The organism is Bradyrhizobium sp. 215_C5_N1_1 (assembly GCF_052075935.1).
GTDB classification, from domain to species: Bacteria; Pseudomonadota; Alphaproteobacteria; order Rhizobiales; family Xanthobacteraceae; genus Bradyrhizobium; species Bradyrhizobium barranii.
The window spans coordinates 2481879-2497330 of sequence record NZ_CP197228.1 but is presented as its reverse complement, the minus strand read 5'-3'; the positions used below and the strand labels follow the sequence as shown (position 1 = coordinate 2497330).

The following is a 15452-nucleotide window of genomic DNA, read 5'->3' as shown; positions in this document are numbered from 1 at the left end:
GCCAAGGAGCCGAAATGAGCGATTGGGGTATTCAAAAGGCCGCCCTGGCGGAGCGCCTGGCGGCCGGCGGCCAGCACGCGAAGGGCAAGATGGTGCCCATTGCCAACCTGCCTGCATTCCTGAGGGCGGTGATCCGGTCAGGGGACCGGGTGTGCCTGGAGGGCGATAATCAGAAGCAGGCCGACATCCTCGCCTCGGCGCTCGCGAACCTCGACCCCCAGGATGTCCATGACCTGCACATGGTGCAGTCGGGGGTGGTCCTGCCCGCCCACCTCGACATCTTCGACAAGGGAATCGCGCGGCGCCTCGACTTCTCCTATTCGGGCCCGCAATCGGCCCGCATCGCGCGCATGCTGTTCGGCCGCAGGATCGAGCTCGGGGCCGTGCACACATACCTCGAGCTGTTCGCCCGGTATTTCATCGATCTCACGCCGAACGTCGCACTCATCGCGGCGGTGAGCGCCGACAAGGACGGCAATCTCTATACGGGGCCGAACACCGAAGACACGCCGACGGTGGTCGAGGCGACGAGCTACAAGAACGGTCTCGTCGTGGCGCAGGTCACCGAAATCGTCGACAAGGTGCCGCGCGTCGATATTCCCGGCGACCTCGTGCATTTCGTGGTCGAGGCCGGCCGCCCCTTCTATGTCGAGCCGCTCTTCACCCGCGACCCGGCTGCGATCACCGAGACCCAGATCCTGACCGCAATGCTCGCGATCAAGGGCATCTACGCACCCTACGGCGTGCGCCGGCTCAACCATGGCATCGGCTTCAACACCGCCGCGATCGAGCTGCTGCTGCCGACTTATGGCGAGAGGCTCGGCCTCAAGGGCAAGATCTGCACCCATTTCGCGCTCAATCCGCATCCCACGATCATTCCGGCGATCGAATCCGGCTGGGTCGACCAGATCCACTGTTTCGGCTCGGAAGTCGGCATGGAGGATTACGTCGCGGCGCGTTCCGACGTCTTCTTCACCGGGCCCGACGGCTCGCTGCGATCGAACCGCGCCTTCTGCCAGACGGCGGGCCTCTATGCCTGCGACATGTTCATCGGATCGACGCTCCAGATCGACCTCGAGGGCCACAGCTCGACGGTGACGACCAGCCGCATCGCCGGCTTCGGCGGCGCGCCCAACATGGGCTCCGATCCGCGCGGCCGGCGCCACCCGAGCGAACCCTGGCTCAAGGCCGGCGCCGAAGCCGATCCCGACTCCAACGCGGCGCTGCGCCGCGGCCGCAAGCTGGTGGTGCAGATCGGCGAGACCTTCGGCGAGCGCAATGCGCCGCTGTTCGTCGAGCGGCTCGATGCGCTCGATCTGGCACGCGAGCTCAAGCTCGATCTCGCGCCGGTCATGGTCTACTCGGACGACGTCACCCACATCGTCACCGAGGAAGGCATCGCCAACCTCTTGATGTGCCGTAGCAAGGACGAGCGCGAGCAGGCGATCCGCGGCGTTGCCGGCTACACCGACATCGGACGCGCGCGTGATGCGAAGCTGGTCGAACAGCTCAGGCAGCGCGGCGTGATCCAGCGCCCCGAGGATCTCGGCATCGATCCGCTCGACGCCGACCGGCGCCTGCTGGCGGCCCGCTCGATCAAGGACCTCATGCTGGCCTCCGGCGGTCTCTACCGCCCGCCCAGCCGCTTCCGCAATTGGTGAGGAGTTTGCATGGAAAAGCTCAGCTTCAGACTGACGGCCCCGAGATGCGCCGGCGGCACCCGCACCCAGGCGATCGTCGGCGTCGTCGCCTCCGGCAATCTCGAAGTCCTACTGGAACGCGTCTCGCCGGCAGATGTCTGCACCATCGACATCGCAACGGCCGCTCATGGCTTCGGCATGGTCTGGGACGCCGTGGTCCGCGACTTCGTCGCGCGCCGCTCTGCCGGGGGCTTACGCATCTCCATCAATGACGGCGGCGCGAGGCCTGACACAGTGGCGCTGCGCCTTGCGCAAGGCGTCCGCAAGATCGAGGAGCCGGAACGATGACAGCGACCACAGCCGACAATGCCTCGCTGAGCTGGTACGAGGCCAGCGCCCGCCAGCGCATCGACACGCTCGTCGACGCCGGCAGCTTTGCCGAACTCATTGGCCCCGAGCTGCGCGAGATGAGCCCGCATCTGGCAATCTTCGACCTGCCGGAACAGTTCGACGACGGCATCGTCGTCGGGCGCGGCCGCCTGGACGGCGCGCCCGTGCTCGTCGCGGCGCAGGAGGGACGCTTCATGGGCGGTGCCTTCGGCGAGGTCCATGGCGCCAAGCTCACGGGCCTCTTGGGCGCCGCGCGTGCGCTTCATCACGACGTACTGATCCTGTTCGACACCGGCGGCGTGCGGCTTCAGGAAGCCAATGCGGGCGAGCTCGCCATCGCCGAGATCATGCGCGAGATCATCGAGGCACGGCGCGCCGGCGTCAACGTCGTCGGGCTGATCGGCGGACGCGCCGGATGCTACGGCGGCGGTAGCCTGATCGCCGGCACCTGCTCGCGCCTGATCGTATCCGAACAGGGGCGGATCAGCGTCAGCGGCCCCGAAGTGATCGAGACCAACAAGGGTATCGAGGAATTCGACTCGCGCGATCGCGCGCTGGTGTGGCGCACGATGGGTGGCAAGCATCGCTACCTCATCGGCGGCGCTGATGCGTTCGTCGACGACGAGGCGCAGGCGTTTCGTCAGGCGGCGGTCGACGCGCTCAAAGCCAACAGGCGATGCGACGTGGCGGTGCTCGAAGCCGAGCAGACGCGCCTCGAGCGGCGATTGCAGCGTTTCGGCGAGGCCGAGGACGCCGTCGAGATCTGGCAGACGCTTAGCATCGACCAGCCGACCCAGATCCCCGCACTTCCGACCGGCGCATTTCTTCGCGCGGCAAGCAACAGGGAGAACGCCGATGACGCTCGATGACATCCTGGCCAGTCTCTTTCCAAACGGCAGCAAGATCGCAACCACGGGCGCGATGATCGCGGGACAGGCGATTCTGCCCGATGGAGGTCCCATCCACGTGCTCGGCATCACGCAGGGTCAGCCGCTCGGCGTCGACGAGGCGATCGTGCTCGCAGGGCGCGTGATCGAGATCGTCAAATCCGGCGATCGCGCGCCGATCCTGGTCCTGGTGGATTCCGCCAGCCAGCGCATGAGCAAGCGCGACGAGCTGCTGGGGCTCAGCGAGTACCTGTCGCATCTTGCCAAGGCCCTGCTGCTGGCGGAAGCCGAAGGACATCGTACCGTCGGCCTGCTCTATGGCGGCAGCGCGGCCGGTGCGTTCATCGCCACCGCGCTCGCCACCGCTACGCTGGTGGCGCTGCCCGGTGCGCATCCCGCGGTGATGGACCTGCCGTCGATGGCGCGGGTCACCAAGCTGCCGATCGATGTGCTGAAGGCCAAGGCGGAAGCGACGCCGGTGTTCGCGCCCGGCCTCGACAACATGGTGCAGACCGGCGGCATTCACGCCGTCTGGGATGAAAATGCGCCTTTGGCGCCGCAGCTTGCGGCCGTGCTGCAACGGCCGCAGGGAGAGGACGATCGCGCGCGGCTCGGCGCCGAGCGTGGCGGCCGGCGGAAGGCGGCCGAGATCGCCGACCGGGTTGGCACACTCGCGGCAGCCGCGCATCAGGAGGCGCCACATGGCTGAAGCCCTCCAGCGCCATACGATGGTGACGGCCTCGGCCACCGGCTGGGCCGCCGCGATGAGCCGAAATCCCGCGCTCGCCAGCGAGCCGATTATCAAGGGCTGGGCGCGCGCCGGCCGCCCGCTCGTGGTTCGCAGGCCGGCCTGCAACGATCCCGCAGGCATGATTCCGCTCGGAATGCCGCTGCCGCCGAGCCACGGCAAGCGGCGTATCGCCGTCGCGCTCGCCCCCGGCGAACTCATCACGCATGCTCCGCCGCCATTGCTGGCGGATGCGGCAACATCGGCGCCCGCGTCGTGGCGCCAGACCATCGACCTGCTCGTCCGCCTTCTGCCGGAGACGCGCACATTCGGCAGTCTGGCCTGGCAGCATCTCACCGGCCTGCCCTATCTGTCCGATGGATCGGACCTCGACCTGCTCTGGCCGCTGTCGTCGGCGAGGCACGCGAACACCCTACCGTCCGACATCGCGCGGATCGCAGAGACGGCGCCGATGCGGCTCGACGGCGAGATCGTCTATCACGCCGGCGGCGTGCAATGGCGCGAGCTGACCGGCGCTAACGAGGACGAAGTCCTCGTCAAGGGCGCGGCCGGCGTTCATGTCACCACGCGTGCGGCGTTTCTCGCGGGTGGCGCGTCATGAATGTCGCGCTGAGATGGCAAGCGCCGCCGCAACGCGCGCTCCGCGCGGAGCAGCTCGGTCATCTCGCATCGCTGTGCCTGAAGCTCGAAGTAGAGACCTATCCGAAGCCGGGGCTCGTCAGCCACGTCGACAACGGCGCGCATCGCGATATGGACGCCGGGCTCCTGTGCCGAAGTGCCGACACGCTGGCTCCGTTCTTCCACGACCTCGCAGCCGCGGGCGCCGAGGGCGCCGGCATGGACCGGTTGCGCGCGATCGGGGTTGCGGCGGAGCGCGCGATGTTGGCGGCGACCTCAGGTGTGAACACGCATCGCGGCGCGATCTTCGGACTGGGTCTGCTCTGCGCCGCGGCCGGGTATCGCGGCGCTCTCGGCATTCGCAAGCCGCTCGGCGAATTGGTGTCGCAACGTTGGGGCGACGCCATCTACGCAGGCCCGATATCCCTGCGCAGCCACGGCGCCGTGGCGTCACGTCGCTACGGCGCCGGCGGCGCCAGGGCGGAAGCGGCTTGTGGCTTCCCCTCCGTCTATGACATCGCCCTTCCCGCGCTGCATGCGGCGCGGACGATCGCGCCTCGGGATGAGGAGGCGGTTCGGGTTCAGACCTGCATGGCGCTGATCGCAGATGTTGCCGACACCAATCTGTTGCACAGGGGCGGAGTTGACGGATTGCGCTTCGCGCAGGCCAGCGCATCCGCGTTCCTTGCCGCGGGCGGAATCGGTTGCCCAGGCTGGCGCAAACACGCCGACGGCATTCACCAGGCGTTCGTCGCGCGCAATCTCAGTCCGGGCGGATCGGCAGATCTGCTCGCCATGGCTCTGTTTGTGGACGCTCTCTTCGTTGATCGGCTGGCCCCCTGATGCTTGCACTGCTCTGCGGCGGACAAGGCACCCTGTCGGACAATATCTTCGATCTCGTCGCCGATCGGCCTGCTGCGGAATCGGTCTTCGCCGCTGCGACCGCTTGTCTCGGCGAAGATCCGCGGAAGTTCATAAGGACGCGCCGCGCGGACGAGCTGTCCGCCAACCATGTCAGCCAGATCCTAACCGTCACATCGGCGCTCGCGATCCACGCCTGTATCGCGGACTTGCTGACTGAGGGCACCGCTGTCACGGGCTACAGCGTCGGCGAGATGGCGGCCTGGAGCGTTGCGGGAATATGGACCGCCGCCGAAGCGTTGCGACTGACCGATATCCGCGCCCGATTGATGGACGGCGTGGCGGGGCCGGATGGGCGGCTCGGCTATGTCCGCGGGCTCGAACGAGCCACGCTCGAACACCTGCTCGAGACGCACCGCTGCGAGATCGCAATCAGGAATCCCGGCCTTCTTGTCGTGGTTGGAGGCGCGGAGTGCGATGTCATCGCCCTCTGTCAGGAGGCGACGACACAGGGCGCCGCCCGCGCCGGTCTTCTCGCCGTCAAAATCGCCTCGCATACGACGCGTCTCGAACCGGCCTGCACGCCCTTGCAGCAAGCGCTTGCGACCAGCAGACGCGCTCCTGTCGCAGACCATCGAACCCTCCTCGCAGGGGATGGCGGCGAGCGCATCTTCTCCGTGACCGATGCGACAGCAAAGCTCGCATGCCAGATCGCGCGCCCGATCGACTGGGCGGCGACGCTGGAGGCTCTCGTAGAGCTCGGGGTCGATCAAGTCCTGGACCTCGGTCCAGGACACGCGCTTGCCGAGATGACGCAAGGCTTCCATCGATCGATCCGCTGCTACGCCGCCGACGGATTTCGCACGATCGATGGTCTGCGAAACTGGGTTGTTTCCGAATAGGCAGGGCGCCCGGCGGCTCGCGATTGAGCGAACGCATGAAATTTCTCGAGAGAACTCGCCCTCGACAAGAGAAGCCTCCAGATACTCACCGCGATCGGTGCTGAAAGCTGTGGTGTTGAGCGACGCCAGGCATTGCCCCATAAGCCCTGTTGGGCCCAAACCAGGGAGCCGCGCCGCCAGGGAGCTCGAGGCCCATTCTGCCTGCTGGCGTCAACTCGCCGCTGGCAAGCGAATAATAGCTGGGGCAGCAGCGCGGCCCACCGAATGGTTAGACTCGCGCTCAAGACGGAGACAAGCCCCAAAGCCATCAGCAGCATGCCAAGCCAGGTCCAAACCCGTCCGTCATCGCCCGCCTCTGCGGCGGAAAAGGCGAGCGGCGCCGCCGAGGCGGCAACCACGTCACTGGCGGCTGGCGCCGCCGCAAGGAGTGCCTCCACGTCGACCTGGCGCGGCGTGAACTCGTCGGCCGTGAGCGGGTCGCGTTTGGAAAGGGGGGCCGGCGACGCGCGGGTTGCGATCCCGGTGGCGAGGACGGGATTGGCATCAACCACCTGCGCGGGCACGGACGGGCTCGGCCGGGACGTATCCGCAGGTGCGGAGCGCGGCAGCTCCGCGCGCGCATCCACCACCGTCTTCCGCTTGCGCGCCGCGGTCTGGTTCTCTTCGGCCGCGGCGACACGATGTTTGGTGGCGCGTTGCTGAACCGGCTTCTTCGCCCTCTCAGTTCCTTCGGCGATCTGGAACCAGCATCTGCGCTGGCCTTCCACCCGATAGACCCAGTGCTGGCCATCGGCGGTCGACTTGCCGGGCCGCGTCAAGCACTCTGCTTCCGCGGAAGCGGGCGCAGGGGCTGTGGCGGGACCGGCATTGAAGAGTTCGGAAAGAGGCGTCGAAAACGCGGATGATGTCGAGAGACCTGCAATAAGCGTAAAAGCGGCGCAATAAACTCGCAAATGACCGGACATGGAAAACCCCGGTGTTGCGCCCCTGCCCGGACGGGAGCGTTGGCCGTGACCTAGGTCGCAATGCGACTTAAATCCGGCAACGCCGTGGATTCATTTTGGCCGCAGGCGATCTGGCCGTCAGCTCGATTGTCCATTTTCGCCATCCTCTCAAGGTCGCACTTTCAAGCATCGGCCCACGCAAAGTTGCAAAGGCTGTTTACCCGAACGGATGTAGCCGATGTTACGGGTGCCAGACGAAGCGCTATATCCGAACTGACGACTGGGCATTCGACCTTCCCGGGATGACAGTCTGTCCGGAGTGCAGAACCCGTCCGATCGCGCGGAGCGATTGCGATGAGGGAGGCTACGATGGATTTTTCGCGGATGTCGGATGGAATCCGGCTGCATCACGCCTCCCATCGCCACGATGGGTACGATGGTGACGACGAAGCGGGTCCGGCACCGAGCGCACCGTTCCTGACTGACGCGGTTGGCGGTGGCGCCCTGGTCCATGGTCCCCGCCCGTTTGCAGGTCAATTTGCAGATTCTGGAGCGCACCCCGCGAGCGCGAACACCCAGCACAATGACTCCGACCCGATTCAATCCAAACATCCCACGTCGGTGGGCGACACGGGCGGCCACGTCGGCAACCACGCTGCGGCGGGCCTGGATGTTTCGTCCAACACGCCCGCTTCCGGCGCATCACATCCCGGGATGGGCATTGCTGCGGTCGAGAGCGGAGCCAACACGGCCGGAAACGGCGGAGATGGCTACTTCTACGGAAGCATCATTCACGCGTCCCTGTTGATCTATCAACCGATCAACATCTCGGTGAGCTTGGGATACGGCTCGGTCGCCCTGGCCAACCAGTCCAACAATTTGAATGTCGATCAATCCGCTTTTCAGATGGCCGGCGTCGGCGGCCATGGCGGCAATGACAACATTGCATCAGGCGGCAGCGTCAGTACGTCCTTAGGCGCCGGCCTGATCGCGAGCGGCGACAACGGCGCCGGAAACGGCGGCAGCGGTTATTTCTCGGGTGCGATCGTGGACGCTCCCGTGGTGATCTATCATCCGATCAATATTGCGGTGGCGGCCTCGGGCGGCACTGCGCATGCAAGTCAATCGAACACGGTGGATATCGATCAATCGGCCACTCAGATCGCGGGCGTCGGCGGAAGTGGCGGAAATGGCAATTTGGCCGCCGGCGGCAGCGTCATGACGCTCGACCCCAGCTGGGGATCAAGCAACGGAGGCGGCGTCTTTGGCGTTCAAACGGGCGGAAGCCAGGCCGGCAATGGCGGTGACGGCGTGTTCTACGGTGAACTCGTCCATACCTCGTTTGTAGTGTACAACCCGATCAACATCGCAATCGCGGGCTATGGCTCCAGCACTTACGCGGTCCAGATAAATGATGTCTCCGTGGATCAATCCGCGGTTCAGATCGCTGGCATTGGCGGGCACGGCGGCAACGACAACGCCGCAGCGGGCGGCCATGCAAGCCTTCTCTCCCATAATCTGTGGGGCGGTTCCGATACGATCGCGACCGGCTCGAACAGCGCAGGCAATGGCGGCAACGGCTATTTTGCCGGCAGTCTGATCGACGTCAGCGTCGCGATCTATGCACCCATCAACATCGCAATCGCGGGTCCGCATTCGACGGCCGTAGCCGATCAGGTCAACAACGTGCACATCGACCAGAGTGCGGTCCAGATCGCCGGCGTTGGCGGGGACGGCGGCCACGGCAATCTCGCACTGGGTGGCGATGCCGCGCATCTCTTGTCGGATCTTCACCTGGTGGCATAGCGAAACGTCGCATCGCTCGCATAGCCGATCGCATCGCGGCACGCGCCGTCGCCACTCTTCGCATGCAAAGCCCGCGCAGAGGCGCCTCTCCTGACGAAGTGTCGTACTTTCGTACGTAGGCCCACCAAACCGGATGGTGTCCGATTTGACATCTATCGCCATCGCGCGTGGGCGGACCAGACTTGCCGCGCGCGTCCGCCTGATCGGGATGGATGTTGCACGACAGCCAACAAACCGACGGAGGCCTCAAATGATGCCAAAGGCAATCAACATCTCGGATACGATCAAAGTCAAATCGATCGACACCGGTGGTCAAAGTGCCGGAAATGGCGGCGACGGTACTTTCAAGGGAGCCATCATCAGCAAGCCGACTGTCAACTACGATCCGACCAACAAGGCGGAAGGTGCCGACGTGCACGTGAACACCGGCGATCACGTCAAACAGACGGCGGATTGGGATGCCGGCGGCGCAAACGCCAAGGCCTCGTATTTTTCGAAGGCCCATGGCGGAGACGCCGAGTCGAACGGAAGCCAAAAATCCTACAGCGGCTACGATACCTCCAAGGTCTACGCCAATACGGATGCCACCCAGATCAACAAGGTCATGGTGGACCAGCACCAGGAAGTTGTGGCCGGCATCGGCGGCGATGGCGGAGACGGCAACTTCGCATGGGGTGGCGGAGTGACCTTCCATCTCGATACGCTCTAACCAGCCGCTCGTCCGACTGGCGGGACCGGCGGCCGCGGCCGCCGGTCCTGGATTTCACGCCAATGATCTACCGATGCCGTTGCCGGATTGCGTTGGCCATCGGTCAAGTGCGCCGGACCTCGATTTCAGGCGGTGACGATCATGCTGATGCCGCCCATTCGGCTGCCTATCCTGCCGCAGATCGGGACGCCACTGCACGCGGCCCTCCGGTCCTGCGCGGGACCGCTCGGTCTCGTATTCGCGTATAGCTGCAGCTACAACCTGCTTCTGTTTGCGCCCTCCATCTATCTTCTTCAAATCTACGACCGGGTGTTGTCGAGCCGGAGCGGCGACACCTTGCTCCTGCTCACGCTCATTGTCGCGATCACGGTGGTCGTCGGCGGGGTGTTCGATGCATTGCGGCGCGCCGTCCTGGGACGCCTTGGCGCCTGGCTCGACGATCGCCTTCGTCCTTGCGTGCTTTCGGCCGGCCTCGAATCGGCGCTTCGCAGCGATTGGACGCAAGCGTCGGGCGCGTATCGGGATCTCACCGTGCTGCGCCAGTTCGTCGAGTCCGGCGCTTGTCCGATGCTGTTCGACGCGCTCTGGGCGCCCTTGTTCCTCCTTGTCCTCTTTCTGATCCATCCCCTGCTTGGCGTGGTGGGCGCCTGTTGCGTCGCCTTCCTGTTCGCGCTCACGGTTGCCGGAGAGCTGGTCACCGAAGACGTTCTGCTCAGATCCGGCGCCGCGCTGTCCAGAAGCTGCGGCCGCCTCCAGACTGCAGCGAGCAACATCCACATGATCCGCGCCATGGGAATGTTCGATAGCGCTGCGCGCATGATCCACCGTGACGCGCAGCACGCCCGCAGAGAGCACGATGTGGCACTCCGGCGAGGCGAGATCGTCTCGCTGGCCACCAAGCCGGTTCGCGCGCTGTCGCAGGTCTTGATCATGGGGGCTGCCGCATGGCTTGTCCTCGATCACGGGAAGAGTCCGGCCATCATCTTTGCTGCCACGCTGATGTTCAGCCGGGCGCTCGCGCCGGTCGAAAGTGCGGTCGCAGGCTGGAAATCACTCGTGACGGCCGTGAGCGCCTGTCAGCGGCTCGGCGCACTTCTCGCCGCATTCCCCGCCGCCCGGCAGCAGAGCGCGGAGGTTTCTCCGCTGCAGGCGCCAAGCGGCCTCGTCGTCGACAATGTCGGCGTGAGGCTTGCGGGGACCAACCATCTTCTGCTGAACGGTGTCTCGTTCAGCCTCATGCCCGGAGAATGCCTTGGCATCATCGGTCCGTCCGGGTCAGGCAAGTCCTTGCTCGGCCAGGTGATCGCCGGGCTGTCGATGCCAACGCATGGCCGTATCCTCCTCGACAATACCGACGTCTCGCTGCTTCGCGAGGGCCGAAGCGGCGACCGCCTCGGATATCTCCCCCAGGACATCAACCTGCTCGGCGACACGATCAACGACATCATCGCACGCCTTGAGGATGCCGACCGGCGGAAAGTCATCGAAGCGGCCAAGCTCGTCGGTATCCATGGGGCGATCATGGGCCTGCCGCTGGGGTACGACACGGTGGTTCAGAGCGAAGCAACCTTCTCGCGCGGGTATCGGCAGCGCCTCGGTCTTGCCCGCGCCTTTTTCGGCAGTCCACGCCTCGTCGTTCTCGACGAACCCAACGCCAGCCTCGACTACGGGGGCGAGCGAATGCTGCTGGATGCCATCGAGCGCATGAAGCTCGCAGGCGTCATCCTTGTCGTCGTCACTCACCGGATGGGTCTTCTCGCAGCCACGGACAAGATTGCCATCATGGAGGGCGGTGCGGTCGCCGCGTTCGGCGACAGCGAGGACATCTTTGAACGGCACCTGAGCCGACCCCAGGTCACTTCGCAGATTGCGCCATGATCTGGAACTCTCTCACCATATGGACGCATCCCGCCGTATTGAGACTTCCCATGATCTGGGACCAGCTCATGCGAGCGCCGGCGAGCCCCCCGCCCGCCCGGCGATCTGGCGTCGTGGTGACCGCAATCGACGATTTCGAGCCTCTGGAATTTCCATGGTGTTCGACGCCCACGCCGACCTCTCCGCGCGGAAGGCTTCGCGGCATCACCGTCGCGGGCAATCTGCTGGTGCTCTGTTTCATGCTGGGGCTTGGGACATGGGCGAGCCTCGCGCCTCTCGAGAGCGCCGCGATCGCGTCCGGCGTCGTGGAATCGGAATCGAGCCGCAAGACGATCCAGCATCTGGAGGGCGGTATCATCAGGAAGATCCTGGTTTCGGATGGCGATATCGTGCGCAGCGGCCAAACGCTGATCGAGCTGGACGACACCCGGGCCGGCTCGGAGATGCAAAGCCTCCAAGGCCAATTCTGGGATGCCGCTGCTCGTGCCGCACGGCTTCAAGCCGAGCAGCAGAGATTCGAGAGGATCGCAATCCCGGACGCGCTGGAACAGGACAGCAGGCAGAGCGAGGTGGCGGCCGCTGCGGTGTCGGCGCAGCAGTTCATTTTTCAGGCACGCCTCCAGGTTCACGAGTCGCAGCTTGCGGTCATTCGCGAACGAAGGCGTCAAGTCGAGAAGGAGATCGAAGGTCTCAAGGCTCAGGAAACCGCCACCGGGCAGCGGGTCGACATCGTTCGGGAGGAACTGGATATGGTCGCGACCCTCGTCAACAAGGGACTCGAACGGCGGCCGCGGCTTCTGAACCTGCAGCGGGAGCTGGCCGACGTCGAGGGCCGCCGCGGCGAGATCGCCGCGCAGATTGCCCGCGCCGGGCAGGTCATCAGCGAACAGCAGGCCACCTTGTTCAAGCTCGAGAGCGAGAGGCAGAACGAGATCGCACAGTCGCTTCGTGAAGCACAGAACCAGATATTCCAGCTCCGCGAGCGGTTGCTTGCGGCCAGAGATCAGCTATCGCGAACGGAGATCAAGGCGCCCGAGGACGGCGTGATAACCGATCTGCGGATTCATACGGCCGGCGGCGTCATCGGAGCGGGCGCTCCGCTCATGGACCTGGTGCCCCGGCAAGACCGTCTCATCGTGACCGCGCGCCTGAGGCCCGAGGACATCGATGTGGTTCATCCCGGCCTCAATGCCGAGGTTCAACTCGTACCGTACAATCAGCGTCGCGTGCCTCGCCTGAAGGGAACCGTCGTGCACGTATCCGCAGACCGGCTGCTCGACAAGCGTACCGACCAGCCATACTACGCGACCAGGATCCGGATCGACGACGGACAGATCGTCGCGAACGACATCCAGATCGTCCCCGGCATGCCGGTTCAGGTGTTCATCACGACGGGGCGCGGCACCGTGGCTCTCTACGCGCTCAGGCCCCTGCTCGACAGCTTCCGTGGTGCATTCAGAGAGGACTGAAGCGCGATGAGATTGGGGTGAATCGTCATCGCGCCTTCCGGGTCCGGATCATGCATTAGGTCTCCGGCATGAGAGCCACGCCGGGGACGTGATCGCGACTCGGCGCGGGCAACCGGCCGCGCCAGCGGAGCACGGCCTCCGTGCGATTGTGCGCGGCACATTTCCTCATGATATGCTGAATGTGCATTTTGACCGTGCTTTCCGACAGGCCCAATTTGGCGGCGATCAGCTTGTTGGGCAGGCCGAGCTCCAGTTCCGCCAGAACCTGTTGCTCACGAGGCGTGAGATCGGTCACGCTCCTGTCGATAGCCGCTCTGGCTCCCTCGTTCATCAGATATGCGGGCGCGAGCCCGCGCGCATCCGGCGGCTCGAAATCCGGTATCCTGTTCATCCCGGCCACGGGCAACGGCCTGTAGGCGCCGCCGACAAGAACAAGGCGCAGGCCGGCTATGGCGATCTCGATCGGTAGCGAGGTGGAAAGAAAGCCGCGCACGCCCCGCTGCATCGCGGCCTGCACGGTCGGCTCGTCCTCGTGGTTTGACAGGACCACAGTGGCGGCGTTGGGACAACACTCCGCAACGAAGGCGAGATCGTCCTCAACCGAGGGATCGCCGATCGGCTTGTCCGCGATACTCAGCATCACCAGACGAACATCGCGGGCTGACGTGCAGTCCAGGCCTTGGACCGATGCCATGTCGAGGATCTCAAGTTCGTCCAACTCCCGCCTGAGGACGTGCAGAATGCATGTACGAGGCAACAGGAGCGGCTCGATGATCACCAGAACCGGCAAGTGAAGCGATTCATTGAGCCGTTTTGAAGCGTTGGTTATGTCGTGCATGATGTCCTCGAGATGAAAAGAACTTCCGCGATATTCCCATTCCGTATTGCGTCTCCCCTGCTGCTGCATTCATCCTGAATGCATCATCACGAGAGCGGCGCAGTGCCGCGTTAGTGCCGTATCCACTGCGGGATCACTCGACACCTGGGGGGAAATTCTTTCCGCTCAAATCATCTGGGCGTGTACTGCGCGGTGGCGCAGTCGACGCATCCCTAATTGCAGATATTTCGATACGCCGTTGATGCCGCCGACCCTGACTTGCCGTCGACGACATATGCTTCATCCTCCTTCACGAGATACAGAAACGGCCTCTCGCCAGTCTCGCCGCCTGACGCGCTTCTTCCTTTCACGCGGCCGCAAATCGTATCCACGGGGCGTCCAAACATGTTCTTTCGCATTGCGCGCTTCACGTCGCTGAGTTCGACCGTTTCCGGCCCCCTCATCTGCGTCGCGATCGCAACCTTCGCCTTGTCCAGAGCAGGGTCCGGCATTTCCGCGGGCCGTTCGGATGCCGGGACGCTGATGCTCGTCCGCGGGGACGCCGCTTTGGCAAGGTCGGTCGATCCGCGTTTCTTCGGAGATTTCGGAGATGATGTCTTGCCGGGCCTTGCCGGCGTTGCGGAACTCGATCTGACAGCCGCAGGCTCTTGCGCCAACGCCGTCGGCATTGGCTGCGCGGGTTGGGCGACAGCGAAACAGGGTCGTGACGCGCATCCGAGGAAATACCCTCGGGAAGGCGCAAACCAGCCAAAGCCGATCAGGACTCCCGCCAGCACTCCGACAAAAAGCAGTCCCATCCGATTCCCCTCCTCCGGGAGCTCGGCTCGCACTCGTAACTAGGACTAATTCCGCGCTGGTGATCTATCTGTTGCGCAAAAGCATTAAGCGCCCATTAAGCGCGCGCCGTTGTCCGGCCCATGCCTGGATGGGCGGATTAGATCGGGCTCCAGACCCGTGCCGAAATGACCGCGCCGATTGCCACAATGTAGTCGTTTTTCTGAATTCGGCGGAGATCGCCACGCGAGGAGGACGTTCCCCCGCTTCGGACACGCGATCTGCAGGACGACGGCGACTTCGGCGGTCGGCCGACGACTTATCCGCCAAATCGCTTGATCAGCTTTGAGCCCTTGGCTGCATCGATCTGCTGGCCAGTCAAGTCGGAGCCGGCGCTCAATCCTTTCGTCATGAGGTTCTTGACGCGTTGCGCCGCCTGCTTCTCATTGGAATAGTCGATCTCGACATGATCGAGGCTCATCAGATGGCCAAGCTCGTGAGCCCAGGCGCGTCCATTGGCGTGGTCATTGCCATACCACTGGACGAAGCTTGCCGGCTCGGGTTCGCTATTGGGGTATGAACTTCCGCCGGCGGATAGATTTTCAATCGAATTGACGAGGTAGATGTGGATGGCATTGTCCGGATCGTGCCGAGAGGCAAGAACACCCAGCAATCGCTGATCATTGCTGCGCGCGCTCTTTGCCATGTCGAGCGGCTTCTCCATCAAGCAATCGCTGATCACGAACGCGATCTTGGCCTTTGACCAGATCGTATTGACCACGTCGAGCGCCTTCTTGGCCGTGTCGCTGCTCCATTGCCCGGGCTCAACGACCCCCCTGTCGGCAAATGGCGTGATGTAAATCCTCAACGGAATGGGCATCAGCTTCTCCGAAGTCCGAAATTGCGATCGTATCTCCCTGCGCCGTCTTTCGAAGATGGTCACAGCCGGAAAGACGCTGTCCGGTCCTCAGCTACGGCAACAGCTGCC

General features: G+C 64.4%; 15 protein-coding genes. 11 read left to right on the top strand and 4 right to left on the bottom strand.

The features are described 5' to 3' along the window. The first annotated feature begins 14 nt into the window (after window positions 1–14). From mdcA to AB7G19_RS11560, 7 genes are read left to right on the top strand one after another with little or no spacing between them, the layout of a single operon-like run. Complete coding sequence (gene mdcA / locus AB7G19_RS11590; RefSeq protein ID WP_283017299.1) at window positions 15–1661, top strand: malonate decarboxylase subunit alpha; 1647 nt, start codon at window positions 15–17, stop codon at window positions 1659–1661. A gap of 9 nt (window positions 1662–1670) precedes the next feature. Further along, window positions 1671–1988: a malonate decarboxylase acyl carrier protein gene (mdcC, locus tag AB7G19_RS11585; protein ID WP_071911406.1), complete on the top strand. Its 318-nt coding sequence runs from the start codon at window positions 1671–1673 to the stop codon at window positions 1986–1988. After that, window positions 1985–2899: a biotin-independent malonate decarboxylase subunit beta gene (locus AB7G19_RS11580; protein WP_283017300.1), complete on the top strand. Its 915-nt coding sequence runs from the start codon at window positions 1985–1987 to the stop codon at window positions 2897–2899. The genes mdcC and AB7G19_RS11580 overlap by 4 nt, the downstream gene beginning before the upstream one ends. Further along, complete coding sequence (mdcE, locus tag AB7G19_RS11575) at window positions 2886–3626, top strand: biotin-independent malonate decarboxylase subunit gamma (RefSeq protein WP_354096545.1); 741 nt, start codon at window positions 2886–2888, stop codon at window positions 3624–3626. Before AB7G19_RS11580 ends, mdcE begins: the two co-directional genes overlap by 14 nt. Beyond that, entirely contained in the window at window positions 3619–4266 is a 648-nt protein-coding gene (mdcG, locus tag AB7G19_RS11570; protein ID WP_283017302.1) for a malonate decarboxylase holo-[acyl-carrier-protein] synthase, read from the top strand. The genes mdcE and mdcG overlap by 8 nt, the downstream gene beginning before the upstream one ends. Further along, complete coding sequence (mdcB, locus tag AB7G19_RS11565; RefSeq protein WP_283017303.1) at window positions 4263–5126, top strand: triphosphoribosyl-dephospho-CoA synthase MdcB; 864 nt, start codon at window positions 4263–4265, stop codon at window positions 5124–5126. Before mdcG ends, mdcB begins: the two co-directional genes overlap by 4 nt. After that, on the top strand, window positions 5126–6046 hold the full coding sequence (locus AB7G19_RS11560; RefSeq protein ID WP_354098183.1) for an acyltransferase domain-containing protein: 921 nt from the start codon (window positions 5126–5128) through the stop codon (window positions 6044–6046). The genes mdcB and AB7G19_RS11560 overlap by 1 nt, the downstream gene beginning before the upstream one ends. Here the strand turns inward: AB7G19_RS11560 and AB7G19_RS11555 are convergent. Next, window positions 5986–7011, bottom strand: a complete 1026-nt coding sequence (locus AB7G19_RS11555; protein ID WP_283017305.1) for a hypothetical protein — start codon at window positions 7009–7011, stop codon at window positions 5986–5988. The genes AB7G19_RS11560 and AB7G19_RS11555 overlap by 61 nt on opposite strands. Before the next feature lie 348 nt (window positions 7012–7359). Between AB7G19_RS11555 and AB7G19_RS11550 the strand changes: the two genes are divergently transcribed. The 4 genes from AB7G19_RS11550 (at window position 7360) to AB7G19_RS11535 (ending at window position 12852) form a co-directional block, all read left to right on the top strand. Beyond that, window positions 7360–8796, top strand: coding sequence for a hypothetical protein (locus AB7G19_RS11550; RefSeq protein ID WP_354096549.1), 1437 nt, complete (start codon window positions 7360–7362; stop codon window positions 8794–8796). A gap of 145 nt (window positions 8797–8941) precedes the next feature. Beyond that, entirely contained in the window at window positions 8942–9505 is a 564-nt protein-coding gene (locus tag AB7G19_RS11545) for a hypothetical protein (protein WP_244623098.1), read from the top strand. A 141-nt stretch (window positions 9506–9646) separates the two neighbouring features. Continuing rightward, a complete protein-coding gene (locus AB7G19_RS11540; RefSeq protein ID WP_354096550.1) occupies window positions 9647–11383 on the top strand; it encodes a type I secretion system permease/ATPase in 1737 nt (578 codons plus the stop codon). Window positions 11384–11433: 50 nt separating this feature from the next. Continuing rightward, window positions 11434–12852 carry an HlyD family type I secretion periplasmic adaptor subunit gene (locus AB7G19_RS11535; RefSeq protein WP_354096551.1) on the top strand — a complete coding sequence of 473 codons (1419 nt, stop codon included), beginning with the start codon at window positions 11434–11436 and terminating at the stop codon, window positions 12850–12852. Between the two features lie 55 nt (window positions 12853–12907). Here the strand turns inward: AB7G19_RS11535 and AB7G19_RS11530 are convergent, their stop codons facing one another. From AB7G19_RS11530 to AB7G19_RS11520, 3 genes are all read right to left on the bottom strand, one after another. Continuing rightward, entirely contained in the window at window positions 12908–13690 is a 783-nt protein-coding gene (locus AB7G19_RS11530) for a response regulator transcription factor (protein WP_354120297.1), read from the bottom strand. Window positions 13691–13902: 212 nt separating this feature from the next. Beyond that, window positions 13903–14487 carry a hypothetical protein gene (locus AB7G19_RS11525; protein ID WP_224580844.1) on the bottom strand — a complete coding sequence of 195 codons (585 nt, stop codon included), beginning with the start codon at window positions 14485–14487 and terminating at the stop codon, window positions 13903–13905. 296 nt (window positions 14488–14783) lie between these two features. Then, window positions 14784–15407 (bottom strand): hypothetical protein, encoded by a 624-nt coding sequence (locus AB7G19_RS11520; protein ID WP_441267832.1) that lies wholly within the window; start codon window positions 15405–15407, stop codon window positions 14784–14786. Window positions 15408–15452 lie beyond the last annotated feature (45 nt).

Bases quoted from the DNA above. Each gene is read 5' to 3' on its own strand.
- AB7G19_RS11525 (WP_224580844.1), bottom strand. From the start codon at position 14,487: ATGGGACTGCTTTTTGTCGGAGTGCTGGCGGGAGTCCTGATCGGCTTT.
- mdcB (WP_283017303.1), top strand. From the start codon at position 4,263: ATGAATGTCGCGCTGAGATGGCAAGCGCCGCCGCAACGCGCGCTCCGC.
- mdcG (WP_283017302.1), top strand. From the start codon at position 3,619: ATGGCTGAAGCCCTCCAGCGCCATACGATGGTGACGGCCTCGGCCACC.
- AB7G19_RS11530 (WP_354120297.1), bottom strand. From the start codon at position 13,690: ATGCACGACATAACCAACGCTTCAAAACGGCTCAATGAATCGCTTCAC.
- mdcA (WP_283017299.1), top strand. From the start codon at position 15: ATGAGCGATTGGGGTATTCAAAAGGCCGCCCTGGCGGAGCGCCTGGCG.
- mdcE (WP_354096545.1), top strand. From the start codon at position 2,886: ATGACGCTCGATGACATCCTGGCCAGTCTCTTTCCAAACGGCAGCAAG.
- AB7G19_RS11535 (WP_354096551.1), top strand. From the start codon at position 11,434: ATGATCTGGGACCAGCTCATGCGAGCGCCGGCGAGCCCCCCGCCCGCC.
- AB7G19_RS11550 (WP_354096549.1), top strand. From the start codon at position 7,360: ATGGATTTTTCGCGGATGTCGGATGGAATCCGGCTGCATCACGCCTCC.
- mdcC (WP_071911406.1), top strand. From the start codon at position 1,671: ATGGAAAAGCTCAGCTTCAGACTGACGGCCCCGAGATGCGCCGGCGGC.
- AB7G19_RS11540 (WP_354096550.1), top strand. From the start codon at position 9,647: ATGCTGATGCCGCCCATTCGGCTGCCTATCCTGCCGCAGATCGGGACG.
- AB7G19_RS11580 (WP_283017300.1), top strand. From the start codon at position 1,985: ATGACAGCGACCACAGCCGACAATGCCTCGCTGAGCTGGTACGAGGCC.
- AB7G19_RS11560 (WP_354098183.1), top strand. From the start codon at position 5,126: ATGCTTGCACTGCTCTGCGGCGGACAAGGCACCCTGTCGGACAATATC.
- AB7G19_RS11555 (WP_283017305.1), bottom strand. From the start codon at position 7,011: ATGTCCGGTCATTTGCGAGTTTATTGCGCCGCTTTTACGCTTATTGCA.